The following is a 22,116-nucleotide window of genomic DNA, read 5'->3' on the forward strand; positions in this document are numbered from 1 at the left end:
TACGTACAGGATCGTTGACAATTGTCTAGAATTGTACGACGCGCTCATACGCTTTCTTCGGCTGGCCGTTCTGATCGAATAACAACGGATAATCCTTGCGGCCCGGAACCGGGAAGTTGTCGAGCCAGGAGTATTTGTCGGTCAGATTCCAGAAGGTAACACCCGTGATCTTGTCGCGGTGCTTGCGAAACACCTCGAACAGCATTTTATAATGAGCGGCCTGTTTGTCGTTCATCTCCGGCGTAAATTCGCTTTTGTCCGTATCTTTTCTGGCACGACGCTCGTGTTCTTTGGGGTACACCGACACGTCGACCTCCGTGAACTGGATTTTGAGTCCCAAGCTGGCAAATTTGGTAATGGACGCTTCCAGTTCCTGCGCGGTAGGCTCGTAAATGGACCAATGCGCCTGCAAACCCACCCCGTCGACGGGAACACCTTTGTCTTTGAGTTTCTTCAGCAACTGGTAAATCCGCTCCCGCTTCGAGGCATTTTCGGTATTGTAGTCGTTGTAGAACAGTTGAGCAGTGGGGTCGGCTTCGTGGGCGTACTGAAATGCCTTCTCGATATAGTCTTCGCCGATGATCTCATAAAATTTCGATTTGCGGTAAAGGCTTTTCCCGGTATCAGGAACCGCTTCGTTCACCACATCCCAGGCATAGATTTTCCCTTTATACCGGCCCATGACGTCGGTAATGTGCCGTTTCAGACGAGCCAGCAACACCTCACTGCTCACGGTTTTTCCCGTTGAGTCGGTGAAAAACCAGCGGGGCGTCTGGTTGTGCCAGCAGAGCGTATGCCCCCGCAGTTTGATGTTATTTTGCTGCGCAAAGTCGGCGATGGCGTCGGCGTCTTTCCAGTTGTAGCGGTTTTCTTCGGGATGAATCGGGCCCATTTTCATGGCGTTTTCGGGCGTCATGCTGTTGAACTGGGCTTTAATCAACTCCGCATCGGGGCCGGGCTGCACCATGCGCGGGTTAACGGCCACGCCAATCGGGAAATAGTCTTTGTAATAATCCTTTAGCCCTTTTTCGGGGGCCACGAAGCCGACCGATAAGGCAATCAACACATAAGAGCTTAGTTTATGCATGGTCAACATGGGTTAGTACTGTTGATGAAACCAAACCTGCAAGGTCTGGGCGACCCCGTCTTAAAGACCTTGCAGGTTTTCTTCGGTTTCAAGTAATGAGGTAATCTTACTTGTAAGCGTCGATGGTTTTAATCGTACCGTCCGGATTATAGGTCAGTTCGGTTACTTTCACATTCCGGAGGTGGGTTTTGCCGGAGAGTTGCACGTCGTGGTAGAATAGGTACCACTTTTTATCAACCTGCACGATAGAATGGTGATTGGTCCAACCCAGAACGGGTTTCAGCACCAGGCCTTTGTATGTAAACGGACCATACGGATTGTCGCCGATGGCGTAGCAGAGATTATGCGAATCGCCGGTCGAATACGAGAAGTAGTATTTGCCGTTGTATCGGTGGAGCCAGGCCGCTTCGAAAAACCGCTTGTCGTTGTCTTTTTCCAGAAACGGTTTTCCGCTTTCGTCCAGAATCTGAACTTCCCGAACCGGCTCGGCAAAAGACTTCATGTCATCACTCAGCCGGGCCACGCGGGGCAGGTAAGCCACCTCATTTTTCTGTTTCAACGCCCCTTTCGGATTATACTGGTTGTTGTCCCAGCGCTGCAACTGACCACCCCAGATGCCCCCAAAGTACAGATAGGCTTTGCCGTCGGTGTCCTGAAAAACCGTGGGATCGATGCTGTAGCTGCCCTTGATGGGTTCCGGTTCGGCCTTGAACGGCCCCGTTGGGCTTTTGCTGGTGGCGACACCAATCCGGAAAATATCCTGTTTGTCTTTGGCAGGAAAATAGAGATAATACGTCCCATTCTTGTACGTCGCATCGGGTGCCCAGAGCTGACGACCAGCCCAGGGAACATCTTCGAGACTGAGCGCAACCCCATTGTCTTTAACCTTTCCTCCAATTTTATCCATTGACAGGATGTGGTAGTCGCGCATGGCAAAATGCCCCCCCTCGTCATCTTCCTTGACGTCTTTTGCATCGATGTCGTGGGAGGGATAGATGTAAATTTTGCCGTTAAAAACGTGCGCGGAAGGGTCAGCCGTGTAAATGTGCGATACCAGCGGCTGCGAAATTGGATTTTTGCCCCCGTTGGTTTGCGCAAAGGTGGTCAGTGAACAACCCATCAGGGCCGTCAGCAATAGCATTGTGTAGGCTCGTTTCATCATATTCGTATAAGATTAAAAAATAAACTGCGGCATCCGGTTCTGAAACGCCCTTTTACTTGAACAGCACCTGCGCAAATCCAAACAGATCGTGCCGCCAGACCGGCCAGGTGTGTCCGCCCGCGTACTCACTATACTGGTATTTGATGCCCAGGTCGTCGAACTTTTTCATCATCACCTGGCAGTTCTGGTGCGCAATGTCTTCCTTCCCGCCCATCGAAATCCACAGGTTTTTGAGGTTGCCGTTGATGGTGGCGGCATTGGTTTTCATGAATTCGTACTGCGGGTCCGACAGCTTGGGATTGTTGGCAAACCAGCCCGAACTGAACACGCCCAGCGACGAAAACAGATCGGTATTCTTGATGCCCGCGTACAAGGTCTGCAAACCACCCATCGAGAGTCCGGCCAACGCCCGGTTTTTAGCGTCGGTCTCCACCCGGAAGTTGCTTTCGACAAACGGAATGGCGTTCTGTTTCAGTTCACTTTCAAAAGCGCGCAGGACGTTTTCGTTGAAACCAGCCAGTCCGCCCGCGTTGGGCATGTTGCCGTCCAGCATCACCACCACCATCGGTTTTGCCTTCTTTTCAGCAATCAGGTTGTCCAGAATCACCCCCGTTCGGCCTTGCGTGGCCCAGCCGCGCTGGTCTTCGCCCCCGCCGTGCAGCAGATACAAAACCGGATATTTCTCCGCCGACTGATCATAGCCCGGCGGGGTGTAAACGTACATCTCGCGCCAGGTGTTCGACGGTTTGGAAAGATACCGTTTCACCCGAATGTCGCCATGCGGGTTGTCCTTTAACGCATAATAACTACCGTCCCGATCCGGAATTTCAATACCGCTCGCCATCCGTCCCATGCCGTAAAAGGTTTCACTGGCCGGGTCGACCACCGCAACGCCATCGATCAGCAACGAATAATAGTGAAAACCCCGGCTGACGGAATCGGTCGTGACGGTCCAGAAACCGCTTGTGTCTTTTACCATCGCGTATTTTTTACCCAGATCGATCTGCACTTTCTGCGCTTCCGGCGCTTTGACCCGAAAAACCACCCGGTTATCGGGCAAAATCTGCGGGTATTTCGCGGAGCGGATGTTGGTTGAAGCCGGGGTACCCAGAATCGTAAATTTTGTCAAAGACGCGACATCGACGGGTTTAAAAAGAAACTGGGAAAACATGAAAAGTCCGTTTTTCCAGACTTTGAAGTCGTGCACGCCCGGTTCGATGTAATACACGTGCGGAACCTTGTTTTCGTAAAGGTAATCGTGGGTGCGTTTGCTGAACGTGATCAGTCCGTCGTTATCCCCGCACGAAATCCAGAGCAGTTTCAACTGTTTTCTGGCTTCTTCCGGATTCGGCACCAGTTCTTCCGGCTTTTTCGTGTTCGGGGCCGACGAGAAACCGCCCACCCAGGCAAACTTGTCCAGATTGCCCAGGCCAAAGTTCAACGATTGCCCGCCCCCCATCGACAGCCCGGCAATGGCCCGGTGTTCGCGGTCTTTCAGAACGGAATACTTCTTCTCCACAAACGGAATCAGGTCGGTCAGCAGGTCTTTCTCAAACGTCGCGAACGCTTCCACCTTGTCTTTGTCGAACACATTGCCCACGGCGCGGTCGTCTTTCATGGCGCGGCCGTTGGGCATCACCACGATCATCGGTTCCAGCTTGTTTTCGGCATACAGATTATCCAGAATCACCTGCGGTTTGCCTCCCCGGAGCCACTCTTTCTCATCGCCCCCGATGCCGTGCAGCAGGTACAGTACCGGATATTTCTTCTTTTTGGAATACCCCGGTGGGGTGTAAATCAGGGCTTTGCGGGTGGTACCCACGGTTTTGGATTCGTACTGAACCGAATCCAGTTTACCGGTGGCGATGCCCGTGCGCACCTGATCGAAGCCCGTGGGCATTTCTTTTTCGATGGGTTGCGAATAGGCCGTTGAGCCAGTCATCGTGGCAACCGCAATGGTTACGGCGAGATACGCCACTTTCCGGAATAAGCTATTTTTCATGTCTTCGATGCGTTTTTAAGAACTCTTTACTACTTAAACAGCAACGGAGCCAGCTCATGCAAACTGCGACGCCAGGTCAGAAACTCGTGGGCGGTTTTTTCGGAGACGTACGAAACCACCTTGTAACCGGCCGCTTTCAAATCGGCGGTCGCCTTATTCACCCGATCCGGGTTTTCCTTGCTTCCGCAGCTCAGGAAGATCAGTTTGGCTTTCGACTTGTCTTTCAGCTCTTCCGGCGTATAGATGCCACCGCTGAGGAGGGCATACGATCCGAAAACATCCGGTTTGTTGAGCGTAATGGCGTGGGTTTCCATGCCGCCCATCGATAGCCCGGCCATCGCCCGATTGTCTCTGTTGGCCAGGGTGCGGAAGTTGGCATCCACATACGGAATCAGTTCGTCGACCAGCACCGTCTGGAAATGTTCAATTTTGAAATCCTTCATCCGGCCCCATTTCACCTCGTTGGTCATGCCGTAGGTCATCACAATGATAAACGGCTTGATTTTGCCTTCCGCAATCAGGTTGTCCATGATCAGATTGGCGCGTCCCTGGTTGCTCCAGGCGGTTTCGTCCTCGCCCCAGCCGTGTTGCAGGTAGAGCACCGGATATTTTTTCGATTTCTCTTTTTCGTAGCCCGGTGGCGTATACACAAACGCCCGGCGCGAGGTACCGGTGCTTTTGGACGGGAAAAGAATCTGCTGCACGTTGCCGTGGGGAACGTCTTTCAGGGCGTAAAAGTCCTGATCGTGCGCGGGAATTTCAATCCCACTCTCCCACCGAACCGACCCGTAGTAATTCAAAGCACCGGGATCGTTGAACGTGCCGCCGTCCACGGTCAGGTGGTAGTAATGGAAGCCTTCGTCCATCGGGCCTTCCGTGGTGCCGGTCCAGAAACCGTCGTCTCCTTTGGCGAGTCGGGTTCCTCCGCGTCCGCCCAACCCCAGGCTCACCCGAACGCTATCGGCTTTGGGGGCCTTGATCCGAAACCGGGTGTATCCCTGGGAGTTCACCTGCGGGTATTCCTGCCCCGGCTGGTTCAGGGTGGAGGGCTTGAAATCCTCAGCCACCGCCGGTTGGGTGGCCTGCGAAAAACAGGTTGTACTGGTCAAAGCGGCTGCGACGAAAACCATGATTGTGTGACGAGTCATTGGGGTATTGGTTAAAGTTTAGAAATCAGGTTTATAAAGTAGACGGTCAGACGATTGACAATTGACGATGGTCAATCGTCTGAGTAATCACTTAAAAAGCTGAGGCAACGTATGGGCCAGATAAAGCTTGCAGTTCATCCAGGTATGGCCCCCCGGCACAATGAGCGGTTCTACTTCCAAACCCTTCTCCTTGAACATCGCGATATTCTGTTTCACCGGTTCATACAGAAAATCTTCCGTGCCGACGCTGATCGTAAACAGCTTCAATTGCCCGTTCATCTGCCCGGCGTTGGGCGACCAGTCGGTGAAGTTCTTTTTAAACTCTTCCGTCGCGGTGTAAGGCGCATACGAACACACGTACGCGAACTTGTCGGGATGGGTCAGTCCGATGTTGAGGGTTTGGCCACCGCCCACCGAAAAACCGGCCACCGCCCGACTTTTGCTGTCTTTGCCGACGGGATAATTCGCTTCGATAAACGGCACAATGTCATTGACCACGTCTTTGGTAAAATCCGGCATTGGACTCGGACGGACATTGCCATACGGCATGACAATGATCATCGGTTTGGCTTTTCCCTGCGCAATCAGATTGTCGGTAATCAGGTTGGCGCGGCCCACTTTGGTCCAGGTTTCCTCGGTATCGGAGCCGCCGTGAATGAGGTATAAAACCGGGTATCTGGTTTTCCCGTTCGGATTGAAACCGGGTGGCGTATAAACCAGTAGCTGCCGGGTAACGCCCAACGTACCGGATTTGTAATAGCGGTAGCTGACTTTGCCGTGCGGCACGTTCTGGAGCGAATGAATCAGCGGCTGGTCGCCCGGCACATCGACGATGCTCCGTTTAAAGCGCTCATTGGCAAAGATGTACGTGTTGCTCGGATCGGCAAGTTGAACGCCGTCCACCGAAAAGCTGTACGGATAAATGTCCGGTTTGACGGGCGGCACCGTCACGCTCCAGATGCCCGACGTATCTTTCGTCAGGTCTACCGGTGCTTTCAGAAACTCGCCGTTCAGCGTCACTTTCTGCGCTTTTCTGGAAAAATACCGGAACGTAATGCTGTGGTCGGGATGCACATCGGGCGAACTGATGGACGGCGGCCGCTGGGCGATTGCCGCAATAGCCGACAAAAGAAAAGCCTGGAAGAGGTAGATACTGCGTTTCATGGGATCGGGCGGGGCTTATTGGAAAAGTAAAGGCGTGGTTTCGGCAACGTACTTTTTGACGTTCATCCAGGTATGACCGCCATCGGTAATCAGGCTTTTGAAGGCCACGTTTTTCGCCTTCAGGTAGTCCATAAATTCAACGGTGCCTTTGTACAGAAAATCGTCGCTGCCCACACTCACCCAGAACAGCTTCAGTTGCTTGTTCGTGTTCGCGGAATTGCCGCCGATTTGCGGAAAATTCTGGTCCATTTCGGCGGGCGACAGGTACGAGCTGTAGCTGCACACCCACGCAAATTTGTCCAGGTTGCTGAATGCCGTGCGGAGCGTTTGCCCACCCCCGCGCGAAAAACCGCCGATGGCCCGATTTTCCCGGTTCGCCACCGTCCGGTAGTTTTTCTCGACATACGGAATAACCCGGCTCACCAGATCCGTCGCAAAATCGTTGGCCCGTTTGACCGCATCGGCTCCGTCCCGCACCGTCGGATCGGCGGGTTTGCCCCCCCCTTTCTGCTCGGCGACCCGGGCCGCGATATTGCCGTAGGGCATGACGATGATCATCGGTTTGGCTTTGCCTTCGGCAATCAGGTTGTCGAGAATCAGATTCGTTTTTCCCACTTTAAAGAAGGTCTCTTCGGTATCGGTCGTGCCACTGATGAGGTAGAAAACCGGGTATTTTTTCGATGGACTCTGGTCGTAGCCCGGTGGTGTATATACCACCAGCGAACCGGTTGTGCCTTCCAGCGACGGATAGTATTCGTAGTTGATCGAACCGTGGGGAACGTCTTTCAGGGCATGTACCAGGGGCGTTTCGCCGGGAATATCCACGAGACTGGCTTTAAACCGCTCGTTCGGGAAAAACGCGACGTTGGCGGGGTCCATCACCGTAACCCCATCCACCTGAAAGCTGTACGGGTAAATATCCGGTTTGATGGGTTCCGTCGTTACGCTCCAGATTCCCTGGGCATCCTTGCTCATTTCGACGGGCGCTTTCAAAAACTGCCCACTCAGCTTAACCTCTTTGGCGATTGGAGACAGGTAACGGAACGTAACGGATTTATCGGCGTTCACCTGGGGTGACACCACCAGCGGACCGCGTGGCGGCTGGGCGACTGCTCCGGTGTAGAGGCAGATTAGGGCTGCCCAGAGAAGCCACAAATGGCTGGTTGTTTGTTGATTCATAGGTTGTTAAGGTTTGTGAGTTATTTGGTTGTTTATAGCTGTATCATTTTTATGACAGTCCTAAGTTTGCCCCCAACCCCCTAAAGGGGGCTTGAAATCCGGATCAAAAGCCCCTTTAGGGGGTTGGGGGCAAACTTTAACAAGGACTATTAAAACTTCTACACTCATTGGGTAATGATGTCTACTTCCGCGTAACCCGATGCCGAACCTTCCTGCGTATTTTTCAAGGCCCGCAGTTTAATGTACCGGGCTTTGGTGGGTTCGAACGGTTTGGTTTGCCAGACCGGACTGTTTTTAATGTTCGAAAACTCGCCTTCGCTGACGGTTTTCCACGTGACGTTATCGGCTGAAACCTCAAATTGATAGTGGGTGATGATGCTGGCTTCTTCCCACCAGTTCTGGGCAGGCAGATACCGAAAACCGGTCAAAGTTTCTTCTTTCCCCAGATCAATGACCAGATCCGTCGGCATGGGTTGGCTTTTGGGTTGTTGCCAGGACGTAGTGGGGTTGCCATCCAACACCTGATACGCCGGTTTGGCATCCGTATTCAGGATTTTCCAGCCGTTGCGGGCAATGTCAAATTTCTCTTCGCTGACGATGCTGCTTTGCTTCGTAAACGGATTGTAGGCAATCGCTTTGATGTCTGCTTTGCCGTTACCGGTTTTTACGGGAACCGTATACTTATTCGCATTGGCGGTTGGCGTACTACCGTCGAGGGTGTAATACAATTCCGATTCGGTATCACCAGCCTTGATGTGCAGATCGCCAGCCTGATCGCGCGTAACGATGGGGGGCGTCAAAATCAACGGGGCTTTGTAAACCTCCAGATTTGAAATCAACGGACAACCTTTGGCATCCAGAATCGTCAGCCGCAGTTGCGTGGCTTCAACGGTCGGAAACCGCAGAATGCGTTTATACCCGATGGTCGTTTCTTTGGCAATTTCTTTCCAGTTCCCATCGACAAAAGCCTCCACGGTAAACGAATTGACCCGCTGCCCCAACCGAATGGGTTCCTGCACCAGAAACCGGTTGAACGCCGTGGGTTTCGCAAACCGGAGCGTCAACGATGCGTTTCGAACAGCATCGTCCGTGGCCCAATAGCTTTCAGGATCGGCATCGATGGCTTTTCCGGCGTCGTAAGCCGGTTTTTTTCCGCGTACCTGCGAGGCTGTGGCCCGGGCATTTCTGGCCAGATTGACGGCGAACGCTTCTTTGGTTGCTTTGGCAAATTCCTGCACGGCTTTTTCGTCTTTCTCGTGAATCAGCCCGTTGGGCATGATCGGAAAATTGAGCAGCAACGTCCCGTTTCGACCGATGGAGTTATAATAAAGATCCATCAGTTGGGGCAAGGTTTTTACCTTTTTGTCTTCGCGCTCGTGGTAAAACCATTCGGGACGAATGGAGGTGTTGACTTCACCCGGCACCCACGCATCGCCATTCTCGACGCCGTGGCGCAGCATTTGTTCCGGCACATCGCCGGTGGCATTCAGTAAACTCCAGTTGGTTTCGCCCACATACCCGGCTTCGGTGCCGACCCAGCGCAGGTCGGCCCGGTCGCCCCCGTCGTTCCAGATGACGATGTTGGGCTGGAGCTTGCGCACGAGTTTGTAGGTATTGGGCCAGTCGTAATACGTTTTAGAATCGATTTTACGGGTTTCATTCGCGCCACCGTAATAACCGGAACCGCCATTGGCGCCATCGAACCAGACTTCAAAAATGTCACCGTAGTTGGTCAGTAGCTCCTGCAACTGGTTGCGGAAATAGGTGATGTATTCGGGCTTCCCGTAGTCGGCGTGGTTGCGGTCCCAGGGCGACAGATACACCCCGAATTTCAACCCGTATTCCTTGCAGGCATCGGCCAGTTCCCGCACGACGTCGGCCTTCCCATTCCGCCAGGGTACATTTTTTACGGAATATTCGGTGTATTTGGAAGGCCAGAGGCAAAAACCGCTGTGGTGTTTGGCCGTAAAAATGATGCCTTTCATTCCGGCCTCCTTACAAATCCTGGCCCACTGCCGGCAATCCATTTTGGTCGGGTTAAACAAGGCCGGGTCTTCGTTGCCGAGGCCCCAGGCCATATCGGTATAGGTGTTGATCGAAAAATGGATGAACGCATAATATTCCATTTTCTGCCAGCGCAACTGGTTTTCGCTGGGTAGCGGGCCAACGGGTTGGGGCAGTGTCGGTTGGGCAAATCCCGCCTGATGGAACAGCAGGATCAACCCGATCGCAAAAATTTTTTGCATCATTTTTTTAAAGTGGATGAAATCATCCGTTTTTGAACAGCCTGGGCGCATCGGTGTAGTAGGTACGTTTCAATCTACCAGAGGTAAATGTAAAAATATTTATCCTGCGCCGAAGCGTTGAGGCTACACCGTAGTGAGCCAGGAAGAAGCGTAATGGCAGAAAAAGTCTTTTTCATAAAGGGTTTAGTCTCGGGAGGATTGCGAAATTTTGTCTTCTATTCGGAAATAATCGAAGTCGGCAAAACCGCCCGTCTGCTGCGTGGCATAGTTAAACAAACCAAACCGATACCCCATAAAATGCGGGATGGTGTAGGGCATTTTCAGCCGCTCACCGATGGATTGCCACGACTTCCCATCCAGGCTATAAAAGAACTGAGCGATGTCGGCCCGGTCTTTAAAATTACATTCGGCTTTTAAATAGACGGTTTTTTGCGCCAGCGGAACCCGTTGGATTTCCAGCGGTTTACCGGAAGCTGCACTAACCATGACGAGGAAATTTTGACCATTTTCCCGTTTTACGCCGACTAAACCGTAGTTTTTCTGTAACAGACTCAGCCCGGCAAAATCTCCATCATTCAGTTTGGTCACGTCGAGTAACGTAGATCCGGTACATTCCGGGCCGATGGTCCGTTGCGTCAGGGTGTTTCGGGCCAGCACAAACGAGGTATCGGTCCGTCCGGTTTTCAGCCGCAGATAGCCTTTCCGTTCCGTAACCGACCAGAGCTGGTTGTCCGGATTGTGGTTCCATTGCCAGACCAGCGGCAGTGCAGAATCTCCTTTCTTCCGCGTGAATTCGTCCGAAGCCACAATGCCCGGAATCAGGCCTTTGCTGGCAGGCAAATTGAGCGTTTCGGGTACTTTTCCATTGACGCCCAAAACCGGCCAGCCGTCTTCCCACGTCACCGGAACCAGATACGGAATGCGCCCGACTCCGCCAGAATCCCGAAACAGGTATGCATACCAGTTCCCATCCGGCGTATCGATCAAACCGCCCTGCGCTACACCCAAATCCTGCAAACCGATTCGCCCTTCCCACGGCCCCGTGATTTTGTCGGCCCGGTGAATCACCACGGTTCGCATGCCTCCCCGCGGCCACGTAATGTTGAACAGGTAGTATTTGCCCTTCACCTTGAACAGTTGCGAGCCTTCGGCAGGCAGGCCACCGCCCGTGCCGGATGGCGTACTGGCGTTCTCAATAAGCACCTGCTCGGTGGTGCCGGGCTTCACGCCCGAAGCATCGGCAGTCAGTTCGACCAACCGGAGTTTGCCCGCGCCGTAAATGAGGTACACCCGACCGTCGTTATCAAAAAATAGGGTATTATCGTGGTACGACGGTTTAAATGACGTCTCTTTCCACGGCCCTTTTTCGATGTCTTTGGTCGTAAAAACATGGGTTTTACCGGTGGTTTGGGCAAATGTGGTTACGTAGTAAGTGCCGTTGTGATAACGCAGGCTGCTGGCCCACGACCCGCGTCCGTAGGTGCTTTTGCCGTTGGTCAGGTTCAACGCATCCACATTCGCCAGCGTGTCATACGCATAACCAACTAGCTGCCAGTTTACCAGGTCTTTCGATTTCATAATCGGCAGTCCCGGACTCAGGTGCATGGTAGTGCTGCTCATGTAATAGGTATTGCCCACCCGAATCATGGACAGGTCGGGCACATCGGCAAAGATCACCGGGTTCCGGGCAGTTTGGGCTTTCGATCCCAAAACCGTCACCAGCAGAACCACCATCACAATCCCTGACCGAATACGAAGCTTTTTCATGCAAAGAGTTTTAATGCCCTGTCCGACCGTCAGATCAGTGAGAAAAGAGATAAGATCGCATTCTCTTGTCTCCTTCTTTCTTCTCTTGTCTGCGTATATTATTCCAATGGGCCGATCAGCTCCACAAACGTCCCATCCGGATCCTGCACGAATACAAAGTGTGATTTTGCATTCAAGGGCGTGGGCGTATCGCCCAGAAACGGGACTTTCATCTGCGTCAGTCGGTCGATGATGGGCTTCAGGGCTTTTACCTGGATGGTGATGTACTGCATACCCGTATCATCCTGGATGAACTTCTGGGACGAATGGGTGGCTTTTTTGCCGAAGCTCATCAACTTCCAATCGGTGGCGTCGGGGCTGTTTTCGAGTTTTAGAATGGTGACCGAAACCGGTACGCCATTGGTTAGGCCCGAGCGTTTGCCAAACTCTTCATTAATCGTGAAGCTGCCGGTTTTGACCATGCCAATCCCGTTGACATAAAAGTCCAGGGAGCGATCCAGATCCGCTACCACAACCCCGATGCCAATGGCTTTGCTGCTGAAATTAGATTGTGCGAAGGAACTCAGAACGCACCCAAACACCAATAGAGTTATTTTGACACAGTTACAGACAGTCATTGGTTTGTTATTCATTTTGATAAAATTTTTCATTAACACGTTACCAGTCTGATTTGATTAAAGCGAGGGGGCTTTTTCCATTTTAGGCTACGGTTTTCAACGTTATCACGGGATGATAAAGCGCTGTTTTACAATCGACGGTCAATCAGATTCACTCTATCTATTTTTTGAACATCGGGTCATCCCCCGCGTATTTCAGGTACTGAAACGAAGCGGTATTCGTGCCGGCGTCTCCCGACGACGTCGCGTACAGACCGTACAGGCAACCAATAAAGCTGCCCGCTACTTTGGTACTCAGGAATTTACCGTCCACCTTGTCCTGAAGAAGCTTCCAGTTTTTAGCATCAGTGGAATACTGAAAATTATACGTATCCCCCTGCGATGCAATTCGCAGACCCACTTTCCCGGTTTTTCCAGTCAGCGGCACCTCGGTCAACAGTTCCATCTCTTTGGAGCGCGGTTTGCTTTTGTAGAGTTGCAGCACGTCTTTGTCCTGTGATCTGGATTTACACAGAAAGTAGAAATGGCCCTCATCCTGAAGAATGATCAGTCCGGCTTTTTCTTTTTCGGATGTTGGGGTGAAGTCCAGCTCGGTTTCTGCCGTACTGAACAGGTGCTGCTGACGTTTGCCGATGAATGCCGGATTGCCCAGTTCCATGACGGTTTCGGGCTTCAGTTTCAGCGTCAGTCCCTGTTTTTTCGACAGCGAATACCAGCTTTTATCGAGGGTGCGCATAAACAGCAGCGCCGGGTCCAGTGCCTTGTCGAAAGTCAGTGTATACGCAAAATTACCCGATTGGGGCAACGCGTCTTTCTGTTTCACCTCATTGTAATTAACCGGATACCTGTATGAAATTGCTTTCTCGCCATGCTCGATCATGGGCCAGTCGTTGGTCCAGGTGACGGGTGCAATGAACGTTTCACGGCCGGTGTTGTAATAATCGCCTTCGTAGGGCCGTACCGCCAGAAAAATGCAATACATCTTGCCGTCGGGTCCATCCACAAACTGCGCGTGACCCGCCGACGTAATGGCGTCTTTCCGGTCGGCGGGCAACTCCCGCTGTGTCAGGATCGGATTGCCCTCAAAGGGCACATACGGCCCCCAGACCTCTTTGCTCCGCAAGATCACTTCCGAATGGTTGACCGACGTTCCGCCCTCGGCCGCGTAGAGGTAATACCAGCCGTTCCGTTGCATGAGGTGGGGGGCTTCGATCCAAACCGGTTTTTTGCTGAGGTCAACGCCACCATTCACCAGTTGTTTTTCTTCTCCGACAACTTTTAAACTCTGGTAATCAAATTCATACATGCGGATGGTCCGATGTCCCGAATACAACGGTTTGTTACCGGGCGCATCGCTGTTGTATAAAATATAGGCTTTGTCGGCCGCTTCGTCAAAGTAGATGGAGGGGTCGATGCCCCTTACCTGCGGGATTTTAACCGGATCACTCCACGGGCCAGCCGGATTTTTGGCCGTCACCACGAAATTGCCATCGTGGTCGATGTCGGTGCAGGTGAGGTAGTAGGTGCCTTTGTAGTAACTGATGGCCGGTGCAAAAAGCCCCCGCGTCAGCCGTTCACCCATGAAATCCATTTGAGTGGGCCGGTCGATGACGTTCCCGATTTGCTTCCAGTTTTTTAAATCCTTGCTGTGAAAAACCGGAATGCCGGGAAAATAGGAAAACGTCGAGTGGACCAGGTAGTAGTCGGTGCCAACCTGCACGATGCTCGGATCGGGGTAAAAACCGGTCAGGATGGGGTTGACCAGGGTGGTTGTCTGGGCGAAAAGGACGTGACTCAAAAAAATACCAAGCGCCAGCAAAGCAGCCGGGAAAACATTTTTCATCTTTTTCATAGCAATCTTAACATCAATAGCCAGGTTGGTGGGCCGCAAAAACAGTGTGTTCTTCCGGCCTGAGTGGTTTATCGTAACGCTAAAGAGACGTAAGAGGTCAAAAGCCTCTTACGTCTGCGCAATTTATCTACCAACTTTTCTTACTCAATAACCCGGATTCTGCGGGAACTTCGGCCCTTCCACCACCCGGTCGATTTGCGCCTGGGGAATGGGCCGCAGCATGTGAAAATCCTGGATATTGGTGGCCGCTTCCGGATTCCAGGCTTTCACGCGTCGCACCAGCGAACGGGTCCGGACCAGGTCATGCCACCGTTGCCACTCGCCAAAGAGTTCGCGGGTTCGTTCGTCCAGAATAAAGTCGACCGTTACATCAGTCGGTGTAATCGTCATGGCCGTTGCGGCAGCCGCGTTCTGAGCCGCCGTGTTGGTTTTCCGGAAAGCCGCCCGTTGCCGAACCGTATTCAGCATTGCAGCCGCCTTCGTCGCATCGCCCGCTTTCAGGTAGGCTTCGGCACCCGTCAAATAGACATCCGCAAAACGGTAGAGCACACAGGGGCGGGTCGACGGATCGTTGAAGTTGGCACCCCGGCTGGGGTCCATGAATTTCTTCAAAGCCGGATAAATGCCGTTATCCCACAGGCTGGGCGGAACAACCAGCCCTTTGAAAGGCCGTGTACCGATGAACTGTGGCGCACCTTCCACCTCAAAGTCGGGCAACCAAACGGCGGTGTCGGCTCCCACGACGGTGGTATAACCAATGCCCCGCTTGTTGTTGGCGGCCGTAGCGGTGTTCGTAACGGCGGTATTGGAAATATAAACCGTATAGAACGAGTTGATAAACCGTGAATCGACATTCCGGTTCGTAAACGCCTGATCCAGAAAGTAGTTTTTCCCGGCATTCGCGCCGGAGGGCCATTTGTAACTGTTCGGGCGCATCCGGGTATAAGGCCGTCCATACTGCGAATCCCGGATCATCAACGAGGTTCCGCTGTTTACGTAGGCTCCCGCAGCACTTTTGTAGGAATTGATACCGGTATTGTTGGGATAATTCCAGTTGGTAAACCAGGGCGTCAGATTTTGAGCGGCACCACCACTGGCCCCACTGCCCACAGTATAGTAGCCAAATTTCGGGTCGAGTACGTGATCGCTGACAAACATGGTTTCTTTCCCATAGTCGTTGGCCGGTACAAACGCATCGCCATAATCCTGCCATAGATCCAGACCATACGCTGCTTTGTTGGCAACGATGTCCGCACAAATGGTGGCCGCCTGCGTAAAATCAGCCGCCGTATTGTTGAGCCAGCCCCGGGTCAGATACGCCTTGGCCAGCAGCAGTTGCGCCACCGGTTTCGTAGCGGCTTTGCCCAGAAATGGGGCGGTTGGCTGGTTGGGCAGATCCGTGGCAGCTTCGGTTAGATCCTTGATTATCAACTCATACACCTGAGCAACCGGCTGGCGGGAAGCGGCCTGCGAGGGAACCGTAATAAATTCGGTACTCAGTGGCACATCGCCATAGGTTTGCACCAGATAGAAGTACCAGAACGCCCGCAAAAATTTGGCCTGTGCCAGGTACTGCTTGCGGGTAGCGTCCGGCAAATCGATCGTCTGACCGTATTGGAGGACGCCGTTCAGCGTGTTGATGTCCTGAAAAGCAACACTCCAGGCTGAGCCGAAGTTGCTGCTGTTCAGGCCGTTGTATGTATAGGTCGGAGACCCACCGCTACTGGCTCCCTGCAAAAACTCATCGGTTCCGGCCTGCATTTCGACCGTGAACCCTTCGGTGCCCCACTGGCCCCGAATGTCGTTGTAGACCCCGGCAATACCGCCCAATACCCCCGACGGGCTGTTGAAATAGGAAGGAACGATCTGTGATTGGGGATTCTCTTCCAGTATTTTTTCGCAGCCCGTGTTGAGCAAAGCTGTCAGGCCAATGATGGACCAGATTTTTATCGTTTTCATGATTCGATCCAGGATTAGAATTTAAAGTTTACTCCCAGCGTAAATTGCCGGACGGGTGGGTTGTTCAGGTTGACGGAAATCTGACGCTCCGGCGTTCCGCGTTCGCTGGCTCCCTGCGGATTCAGGGTCGCCGAACCACTCGCGTAGCTGTTGCCTTCCGGATCGACGGCCAGATTGTCTTTTACTAGTGGCGAATACAGGATCAGCGGATTGGTGGCGTTGAAATAAACCCGGGCCGAGTTCATACCGATTTTCCGGATCAACTGATTGGAAAAGGTATAGCCCAGGTTGATGCTTCGGACTTTAATGAACGAACCGTCGTAGTAGCCCAGCGTAGAGCCAAAATAGGCAACCGCACTACCGGCATCCGGTGCGGGGAAGGCGTTGGTCGGGTTGGTTTCGGTCCAGTAGTCGGTTTTCACCTGATTGACCCGGCCCTGGTTGAAGAACGCAAAACCGCCCGAACCCGTGGAATTCCCCGTCAGATACGGAACAATCACTTTCATGCCCATCCGGGCAAAGGTGACAACCGACAGATCGAAGTTTTTGAAGCTGAACCGGTTGGTGATACCGCCTTCCCAGGTGGGCTGGAAATTGCCCAGGATCTGCCGGTCAGCCGCATCGATCTTCCCATCGCCATTGAGATCTTCCACCCGGATCTGACCCGGAAACTGCGTGGGTGAGGTCTGTTTGGCCAGCGTACCGTTTTCTTTGTCCGAGGTTTGCCAGATGCCGATTTTTTTGTAATCGAAAATGACCGAAAGCGGCTGGCCCACAAACCATCCCGCCCCTAAATTGGCGAGTTCGGTCGGTGTCGTAAGCTGCGTAATTTTCTCCCGGTTGAAGAAGTACGTCACATCGGCACTCCAGTTGAAGCCTTTCGGGTTTCTGAAAATCTCAAACGTCAGCGCGGTTTCCAGCCCCCGGCCTTCCGTGCGGCCCAGGTTTTTCAGAGTCGAACCGGCTCCGTTGCTCGGGGGCAGCGGAACAGACAGCAGAATGTTTTTCGTTTGCTGGTGATACCAATCCACCGAACCCGTAATGCGGTTATTCAGGAAGCCAAAGTCAACACCGATATCCACCTGCGAGGTCGACTGCCAACCCAAACCGGTCGCTGGCAGACTGGTCACCGTGTAGGCCAACTGCTGCCCGGCGGTTCCCGTTCCGAAGTTGTAGTACCCGGCCGACAACGCGCCCAGCGTTGCGTAGGCGCCCACGTTTCGATTTCCGGACAAACCCCAGCTTCCCCGTAGTTTCAGGTTTGAGATGAACGGGGCTCCTTTCATGAAGCCTTCCTCGATAATATTCCAGCCAGCACCAATTGCCGGATAGTTAAAATACTGGTTACCAGGCGATAATGTCGACGAACCATCGCGTCTCAACGTTAGGGTCAACAGATAGCGGTCATTGTAGCTGTAATTGACCCGACCCATGTAGGAAAGCAGACCGGTTTCGGAAAAGGAGTTGCCAAAGTCCGAGTTGGCAACGGGCGTTCCGGAAGCCAGCGAGAAATTAGACGTCTTGATGTAATCGGCCGGGACCCCGGTGATCGTAAACCGGCTGCCCAGCGAATGGTTTTTCGTAATTTCATACAGCCCGGTAACGCCCAGTTTATGTTTCCCAAACGTCTTGTCATAGTACAGCAGGTGCTGGAGGTTGATGTCCCAGTATTCAGTGTTGCTGATTTCGGCATTGGAAGACGACTGAACCGTGGCGCTGTTAAAATAGGTCAGCGGGCCATTGTAGCCATTGTAGTTCGACTGGCTGAAGTTCAAACCGGCATTCATCCGGTACCGCAGGCCGGGCAGAATATTCACCTCGGCATACAAACTGTTAAACGTCCGCAAGGCCCGCGTACGGCCCAGATACGAATCTTTCTTGGTCAGAATCGTTAATGGGCTAACCCCAGCGGCATCGATGGAGCCTTCGGCCGGGAACAGGTTGACCGAACCGTCGGCGTTGTACGGCGCAGCCAGTGGCGTTTGCCGCACCAAACCGCCCGGAATACCGCCACCGCCCGGTGTATTGGTGTAGGTCAGCGTATTCAGCGTGTTCAACCCAATCTTGATGCGCTTTCCGATCCGCTGGTCGACCGTTGCCCGGATGGTGTAACGTTCAAACTTCTGGCTGGGAATGATGCCGGTTTCATTGAAATACCCCAGACCCAGCGAATACTGCGTGTTTTCGACCCCACCGACCATGCTCAACTGGTGGTTGGTGTTGAAACCGGGTCGATAAATTAAATCCTGCCAGTTGGTAGAAACACCGGCCGCCAGGGCATCTTTTTCTTTCTGAGTGAGCGGATAGGCGGTTGTGCCGGGACTGGTGCGGTTGTATTTGGTCGCATCGTCTTTGAACTGGGCATACTCCGGGCCATTCATGACATTAAACTTGCCCATGATGTTGGTTACCCCGTGGTAGCCGTCATAGCTGAATACCGGTTTTCCGACTTTACCCCGTTTGGTGGTAATCAGAATAACGCCCCCCGATCCCCGCGACCCATAAATGGCCGTTGCCGAAGCATCTTTCAGAATTTCGAGACTGGCGATGTCATCGGGGTTGATGTCATTGAGTCCGCCGAAGGGGATTCCATCGACCACCACCAGCGGACCATCGAGCCCGTCGCTCGACCCGGAACTCGTCGTCAGCGTCCGGTTTCCCCGAATCCGGATTTGCCCCTGAGCACCCGGCGTAGAACCGTTGCTAATGATGGAAACCCCCGCAGCCCGGCCTTTCAACTGGTTCACCAGGTTGGGAGCCGGAACTTCTTTCAGCGTGGTTTCATTGACCGAAACCACCGAACCCGTCACATCGCGTTTCCGCTGAACGCCATAGCCCACCACCACCACCTCCTCCAGCGTTTTATCATCTGCAGTCAAAACGACATTGACAACCGTTTGGCTCCCGACGGTTACTTCCCTGGTGGTATAACCGATGTAGGAAAAAATAAGAACCGTGCCACTGGCCGACGGCACCGAAATCCGGTAGTCACCATTGCCGTCGGTGGTGGTTCCCCGCGTAGCCGACTTGATCTGAATCGTTACACCCGGTAGCCCTTCCCCGTTTTCAGCCGTGACTTTCCCCGTGATTTGTACATCCTGGAAGGTCTCGACGGCGTTCTCATCGGAAAGCTTGCCCTGAAGCGGTCCGGGTGGCGTCGACATTCTTTTGAGTACAATCTGCTGATTGATAATCTCATAGCTGACATTCAGTGGAGTCAGAATCTGGTTTAGAACCACATGAAGCTGCTCATTCTTAGCCTGGTAAGAAATTTTTCGTTTGGATTGGATAATCTCCCGGCTGAACAGAAACTGCACATCAGCCTGTTCTTCGATGCGTTTGATCACGGTCTCGACATCCTGATTTTTGGCGGTGAGACTGATTCGTCGGTTCAGGATTTCCTGGCCCCGCACATCGAACGCTACGCTGATGTGAATGAAGGCGAGCGCAAGCAATAGTTGTAGGCTTGAAAACTTCATAATCCTGACCCAAGCATTGCGGTTTATAGAATAGGAATGCATAAGTTTGCGTGCTTTGTTGTTCTTCAATTAGTTAGGAATGGCAAAAGTGTTCCCGACCCCTTGCGTAAAGGGATAATGTGTGGTGGAACGCACATGATTTGGGAAGCGTACAGGCGATGGTGTTGGAAGCACTGTCGCCTATTTCCGGCAGGAAAGAGATGGGTTTCTAGTTCATGTTACCTGGCTTTGGTTAAGAGTTAAAAAATCAATTACAACCCTGGCTGTGGATGACCACCTGATTGTCTGCCAGTTCAAAAGTAGAGGCCGTCGTTAGGCAGATGAGCCGGACTTTTTCAAGGAAAGGCACATCATTGAGTTGTCCGGTAAAGGTGCAGTTTTTCAGCAGGCTCCGGTCATAGTGAATGGGCATATGGTAGCTCGCTTCCAACTGATCAAAGATCTCCGTAACGGGCGTGTAATTGAACGCAAATGGTTGAGCCAGCGGGGCAGATGGCGGTTCTTTCTCCAGAAAATGTTCGTGCCGGACCAGCTTCTCCGCACTGGCATTCAGCCGAAGTTCTTCGTTTACCGTCAGCAGGACGGTTTTGCCCGGCGATTTAACGGAAGAAACCGCAACTTTACCCGTTTTTACTTTGACAAACGCCGTAGACTCCTTATCATAAGACCGTACCTGAAAACAGGTTCCCAGCACTTTGGTCGTTAGGTTGGACGTGTAAACGATAAACGGTTTCGCCGGGTTTTTGGCCACTTCAAAAAAGCCTTCACCCTGAAGATACACTTCCCGAACCGCCCGATGCGTCTGTTTGCGAAACCGGATCTGGCTATCGGGCGACAGCAGAACCGAGGAGTTATCGGGCAACACAACCACCAGCGACTGCCCCGTACCATTCTTCACCAGTTTCCAGTCATTCCCACTTACCGGCTGTTTTTCCTGCCTGCTGATCACGCGGCCTGTCTGAAAACCGGGCTGATCCAATTGCCACCAGACCAGCAAAATCACCACGGCCGCTGCGGTGGCCCAGCGCCCCCAGCGTCCGCGAAAGAGCGGTTTGATAACCGGAGAAGAGTCTGGCAATTGATCCAGAATATCGTCCGCTTTCTCTTTGGCCTGTTTCCGCGAAGGCGCAGCGGTTTTGCCCTGAATGACCAGAAAGGTAGCCACAGCCTGCTCGTAGAGTTCCCATTTATCCGGATTCTGAGCCAGCCACGCCCGCCAAAAAACCTGATCTTCCGGTCGTTTTTCCAGCATCCAGCGCCGGAAAGCGTCGCTTTCCAGGAAATCCTCAACGGTCGAAAAACGTTCGAAAGGAAAGTGCATTGGTACTATTCGGCTGTTTTTATTGATAGTATGAAGACTTTGCCCGCCGATACCCTCCTCAAAGCGAATTTTTTTGAGAAAAAATACAAAATCTCACGGCCATAGCTGGACAAACCACCGATTGCGAAGTTTGCCGAGTGCTTTTTGCAAGAAATTGGAGACCGATTGCCGGTTTACGCGCATCACTTCGGCAATCTCGGGGATGGATAAATTTTCGTAGTAGCGCAGATACAGGGCCTCCCGTTCACGGGCGGGTAAGGTCGCCAGTTGATCCTGAATGGTCTTTGTCATACCAGCCAGTGACTCCTGACGGATCAGTAAGGTTTCGGAATCGACTTCGTCGATTCCGGAGTTGTCCCAATCCAACTCTTCGAATTTCCAACGTTTTTGGACCCGTAAATACTGAAGGATGTGGTTCCGGAGGGCCTTCAACAGATAGTGTCTGATGCAGCCTGTCTCATTGATCTGCAAGCGGTTTTGCCAGAGTTGCAGAAAAAGCTCCTGAATACAGTCTTCAACCACAGCTTCATCCACCATAAATTTCAGCCCATAGTGTTTCAACGCGCCATAATAGCACTCGACCAACCGGCCTAAGGCCTGTTTTTCTCCCTCACGAAAGGATTGCCATAACGCTTGATCCTGGGCTTGAGAAGTCATGGAGCTTACTGGAATAATGACTGATAAAGGAAAAAACGGGTTAGCTGAATCGTACTGTGGCGACCTCACCCGTATCACGTGTCAAATTTCCCACAGGAGATTTCCAGCCGATCCGGAAACGCCGGTAAACCCTCCGACGGCGAGCAGACCCATCCTGTTGAAGCGGAAAATTTAGCATGAGTAAAAGGTGTCGTACGAACGTAATTTAATAACTGTAAAGTTGACGTTTATTTTTTAATTGTCAATAAGACAATTAATGTTTTTGAAAAAAAATTTTCTTATTGGCACGAATAATAGAATTATACCAAGTTTTCCCGGGCGGCTATGCTACGAATTGGGAGGACCGTTCAACCTGGCAGCTTCAGGCTGGCGATGCATCTCGCCCTCCATTTTGCGGTAAAAAAATCCCCGCTTCCGCGGGCAATTCCTTCTTTAGAATAGACAGGCAAATGCCTTAATAGATTTTAACTATTTAA

General features: G+C 52.5%; 14 protein-coding genes. All 14 read right to left on the reverse strand.

Annotated features, from left to right (window positions below):
- Positions 1–25: 25 nt before the first annotated feature.
- A complete protein-coding gene (locus ACO064_RS09355; RefSeq protein WP_421827120.1) occupies positions 26–1,087 on the reverse strand; it encodes an endo-1,4-beta-xylanase in 1,062 nt (353 codons plus the stop codon).
- A 106-nt stretch (positions 1,088–1,193) separates the two neighbouring features.
- The gene (locus tag ACO064_RS09360; RefSeq protein WP_421831002.1) at positions 1,194–2,246 is read right to left on the reverse strand and encodes a glycoside hydrolase family 43 protein; all 1,053 of its coding nucleotides are present in this window, start codon (positions 2,244–2,246) and stop codon (positions 1,194–1,196) included.
- 55 nt (positions 2,247–2,301) lie between these two features.
- Positions 2,302–4,191 (reverse strand): alpha/beta hydrolase-fold protein, encoded by a 1,890-nt coding sequence (locus ACO064_RS09365; protein ID WP_421831003.1) that lies wholly within the window; start codon positions 4,189–4,191, stop codon positions 2,302–2,304.
- A gap of 89 nt (positions 4,192–4,280) precedes the next feature.
- Positions 4,281–5,399, reverse strand: coding sequence for an alpha/beta hydrolase-fold protein (locus ACO064_RS09370; RefSeq protein ID WP_421827121.1), 1,119 nt, complete (start codon positions 5,397–5,399; stop codon positions 4,281–4,283).
- Positions 5,400–5,486: 87 nt separating this feature from the next.
- Positions 5,487–6,563, reverse strand: coding sequence for an alpha/beta hydrolase (locus ACO064_RS09375; RefSeq protein WP_421827122.1), 1,077 nt, complete (start codon positions 6,561–6,563; stop codon positions 5,487–5,489).
- A gap of 15 nt (positions 6,564–6,578) precedes the next feature.
- Positions 6,579–7,742 (reverse strand): alpha/beta hydrolase-fold protein, encoded by a 1,164-nt coding sequence (locus tag ACO064_RS09380; RefSeq protein WP_421827123.1) that lies wholly within the window; start codon positions 7,740–7,742, stop codon positions 6,579–6,581.
- A gap of 164 nt (positions 7,743–7,906) precedes the next feature.
- Complete coding sequence (locus ACO064_RS09385; RefSeq protein ID WP_421831004.1) at positions 7,907–9,988, reverse strand: alpha-L-fucosidase; 2,082 nt, start codon at positions 9,986–9,988, stop codon at positions 7,907–7,909.
- A 183-nt stretch (positions 9,989–10,171) separates the two neighbouring features.
- Entirely contained in the window at positions 10,172–11,755 is a 1,584-nt protein-coding gene (locus ACO064_RS09390; RefSeq protein WP_421827124.1) for a glycoside hydrolase 43 family protein, read from the reverse strand.
- A 98-nt stretch (positions 11,756–11,853) separates the two neighbouring features.
- Positions 11,854–12,372, reverse strand: coding sequence for a VOC family protein (locus ACO064_RS09395; RefSeq protein ID WP_421827125.1), 519 nt, complete (start codon positions 12,370–12,372; stop codon positions 11,854–11,856).
- A 160-nt stretch (positions 12,373–12,532) separates the two neighbouring features.
- Positions 12,533–14,215, reverse strand: coding sequence for a glycoside hydrolase family 43 protein (locus ACO064_RS09400; protein ID WP_421827126.1), 1,683 nt, complete (start codon positions 14,213–14,215; stop codon positions 12,533–12,535).
- Between the two features lie 153 nt (positions 14,216–14,368).
- A complete protein-coding gene (locus ACO064_RS09405) occupies positions 14,369–16,183 on the reverse strand; it encodes a RagB/SusD family nutrient uptake outer membrane protein (protein WP_421827127.1) in 1,815 nt (604 codons plus the stop codon).
- Positions 16,184–16,197: 14 nt separating this feature from the next.
- Positions 16,198–19,662 carry a TonB-dependent receptor gene (locus ACO064_RS09410; protein WP_421827128.1) on the reverse strand — a complete coding sequence of 1,155 codons (3,465 nt, stop codon included), beginning with the start codon at positions 19,660–19,662 and terminating at the stop codon, positions 16,198–16,200.
- Between the two features lie 247 nt (positions 19,663–19,909).
- Positions 19,910–20,983: a FecR family protein gene (locus ACO064_RS09415; protein ID WP_421827129.1), complete on the reverse strand. Its 1,074-nt coding sequence runs from the start codon at positions 20,981–20,983 to the stop codon at positions 19,910–19,912.
- 93 nt (positions 20,984–21,076) lie between these two features.
- Positions 21,077–21,640, reverse strand: a complete 564-nt coding sequence (locus tag ACO064_RS09420; RefSeq protein WP_421827130.1) for an RNA polymerase sigma factor — start codon at positions 21,638–21,640, stop codon at positions 21,077–21,079.
- Positions 21,641–22,116: the final 476 nt, after the last annotated feature.

The sequence above is a fragment of the Larkinella sp. genome (genome assembly GCF_965227735.1).
In the GTDB taxonomy this organism is placed as follows: domain Bacteria; phylum Bacteroidota; class Bacteroidia; order Cytophagales; family Spirosomataceae; genus Larkinella.

Excerpts from the sequence above, each read along its gene's own strand:
- ACO064_RS09375 (WP_421827122.1), bottom strand. The coding sequence starts at position 6,563 with ATGAAACGCAGTATCTACCTCTTCCAGGCTTTTCTTTTGTCGGCTATT.
- ACO064_RS09410 (WP_421827128.1), bottom strand. The coding sequence starts at position 19,662 with ATGAAGTTTTCAAGCCTACAACTATTGCTTGCGCTCGCCTTCATTCAC.
- ACO064_RS09360 (WP_421831002.1), bottom strand. The coding sequence starts at position 2,246 with ATGAAACGAGCCTACACAATGCTATTGCTGACGGCCCTGATGGGTTGT.
- ACO064_RS09420 (WP_421827130.1), bottom strand. The coding sequence starts at position 21,640 with ATGACTTCTCAAGCCCAGGATCAAGCGTTATGGCAATCCTTTCGTGAG.
- ACO064_RS09415 (WP_421827129.1), bottom strand. The coding sequence starts at position 20,983 with ATGCACTTTCCTTTCGAACGTTTTTCGACCGTTGAGGATTTCCTGGAA.
- ACO064_RS09385 (WP_421831004.1), bottom strand. The coding sequence starts at position 9,988 with ATGCAAAAAATTTTTGCGATCGGGTTGATCCTGCTGTTCCATCAGGCG.
- ACO064_RS09395 (WP_421827125.1), bottom strand. The coding sequence starts at position 12,372 with ATGACTGTCTGTAACTGTGTCAAAATAACTCTATTGGTGTTTGGGTGC.
- ACO064_RS09405 (WP_421827127.1), bottom strand. The coding sequence starts at position 16,183 with ATGAAAACGATAAAAATCTGGTCCATCATTGGCCTGACAGCTTTGCTC.
- ACO064_RS09390 (WP_421827124.1), bottom strand. The coding sequence starts at position 11,755 with ATGAAAAAGCTTCGTATTCGGTCAGGGATTGTGATGGTGGTTCTGCTG.
- ACO064_RS09380 (WP_421827123.1), bottom strand. The coding sequence starts at position 7,742 with ATGAATCAACAAACAACCAGCCATTTGTGGCTTCTCTGGGCAGCCCTA.
- ACO064_RS09400 (WP_421827126.1), bottom strand. The coding sequence starts at position 14,215 with ATGAAAAATGTTTTCCCGGCTGCTTTGCTGGCGCTTGGTATTTTTTTG.
- ACO064_RS09355 (WP_421827120.1), bottom strand. The coding sequence starts at position 1,087 with ATGCATAAACTAAGCTCTTATGTGTTGATTGCCTTATCGGTCGGCTTC.
- ACO064_RS09365 (WP_421831003.1), bottom strand. The coding sequence starts at position 4,191 with ATGACTGGCTCAACGGCCTATTCGCAACCCATCGAAAAAGAAATGCCC.
- ACO064_RS09370 (WP_421827121.1), bottom strand. The coding sequence starts at position 5,399 with ATGACTCGTCACACAATCATGGTTTTCGTCGCAGCCGCTTTGACCAGT.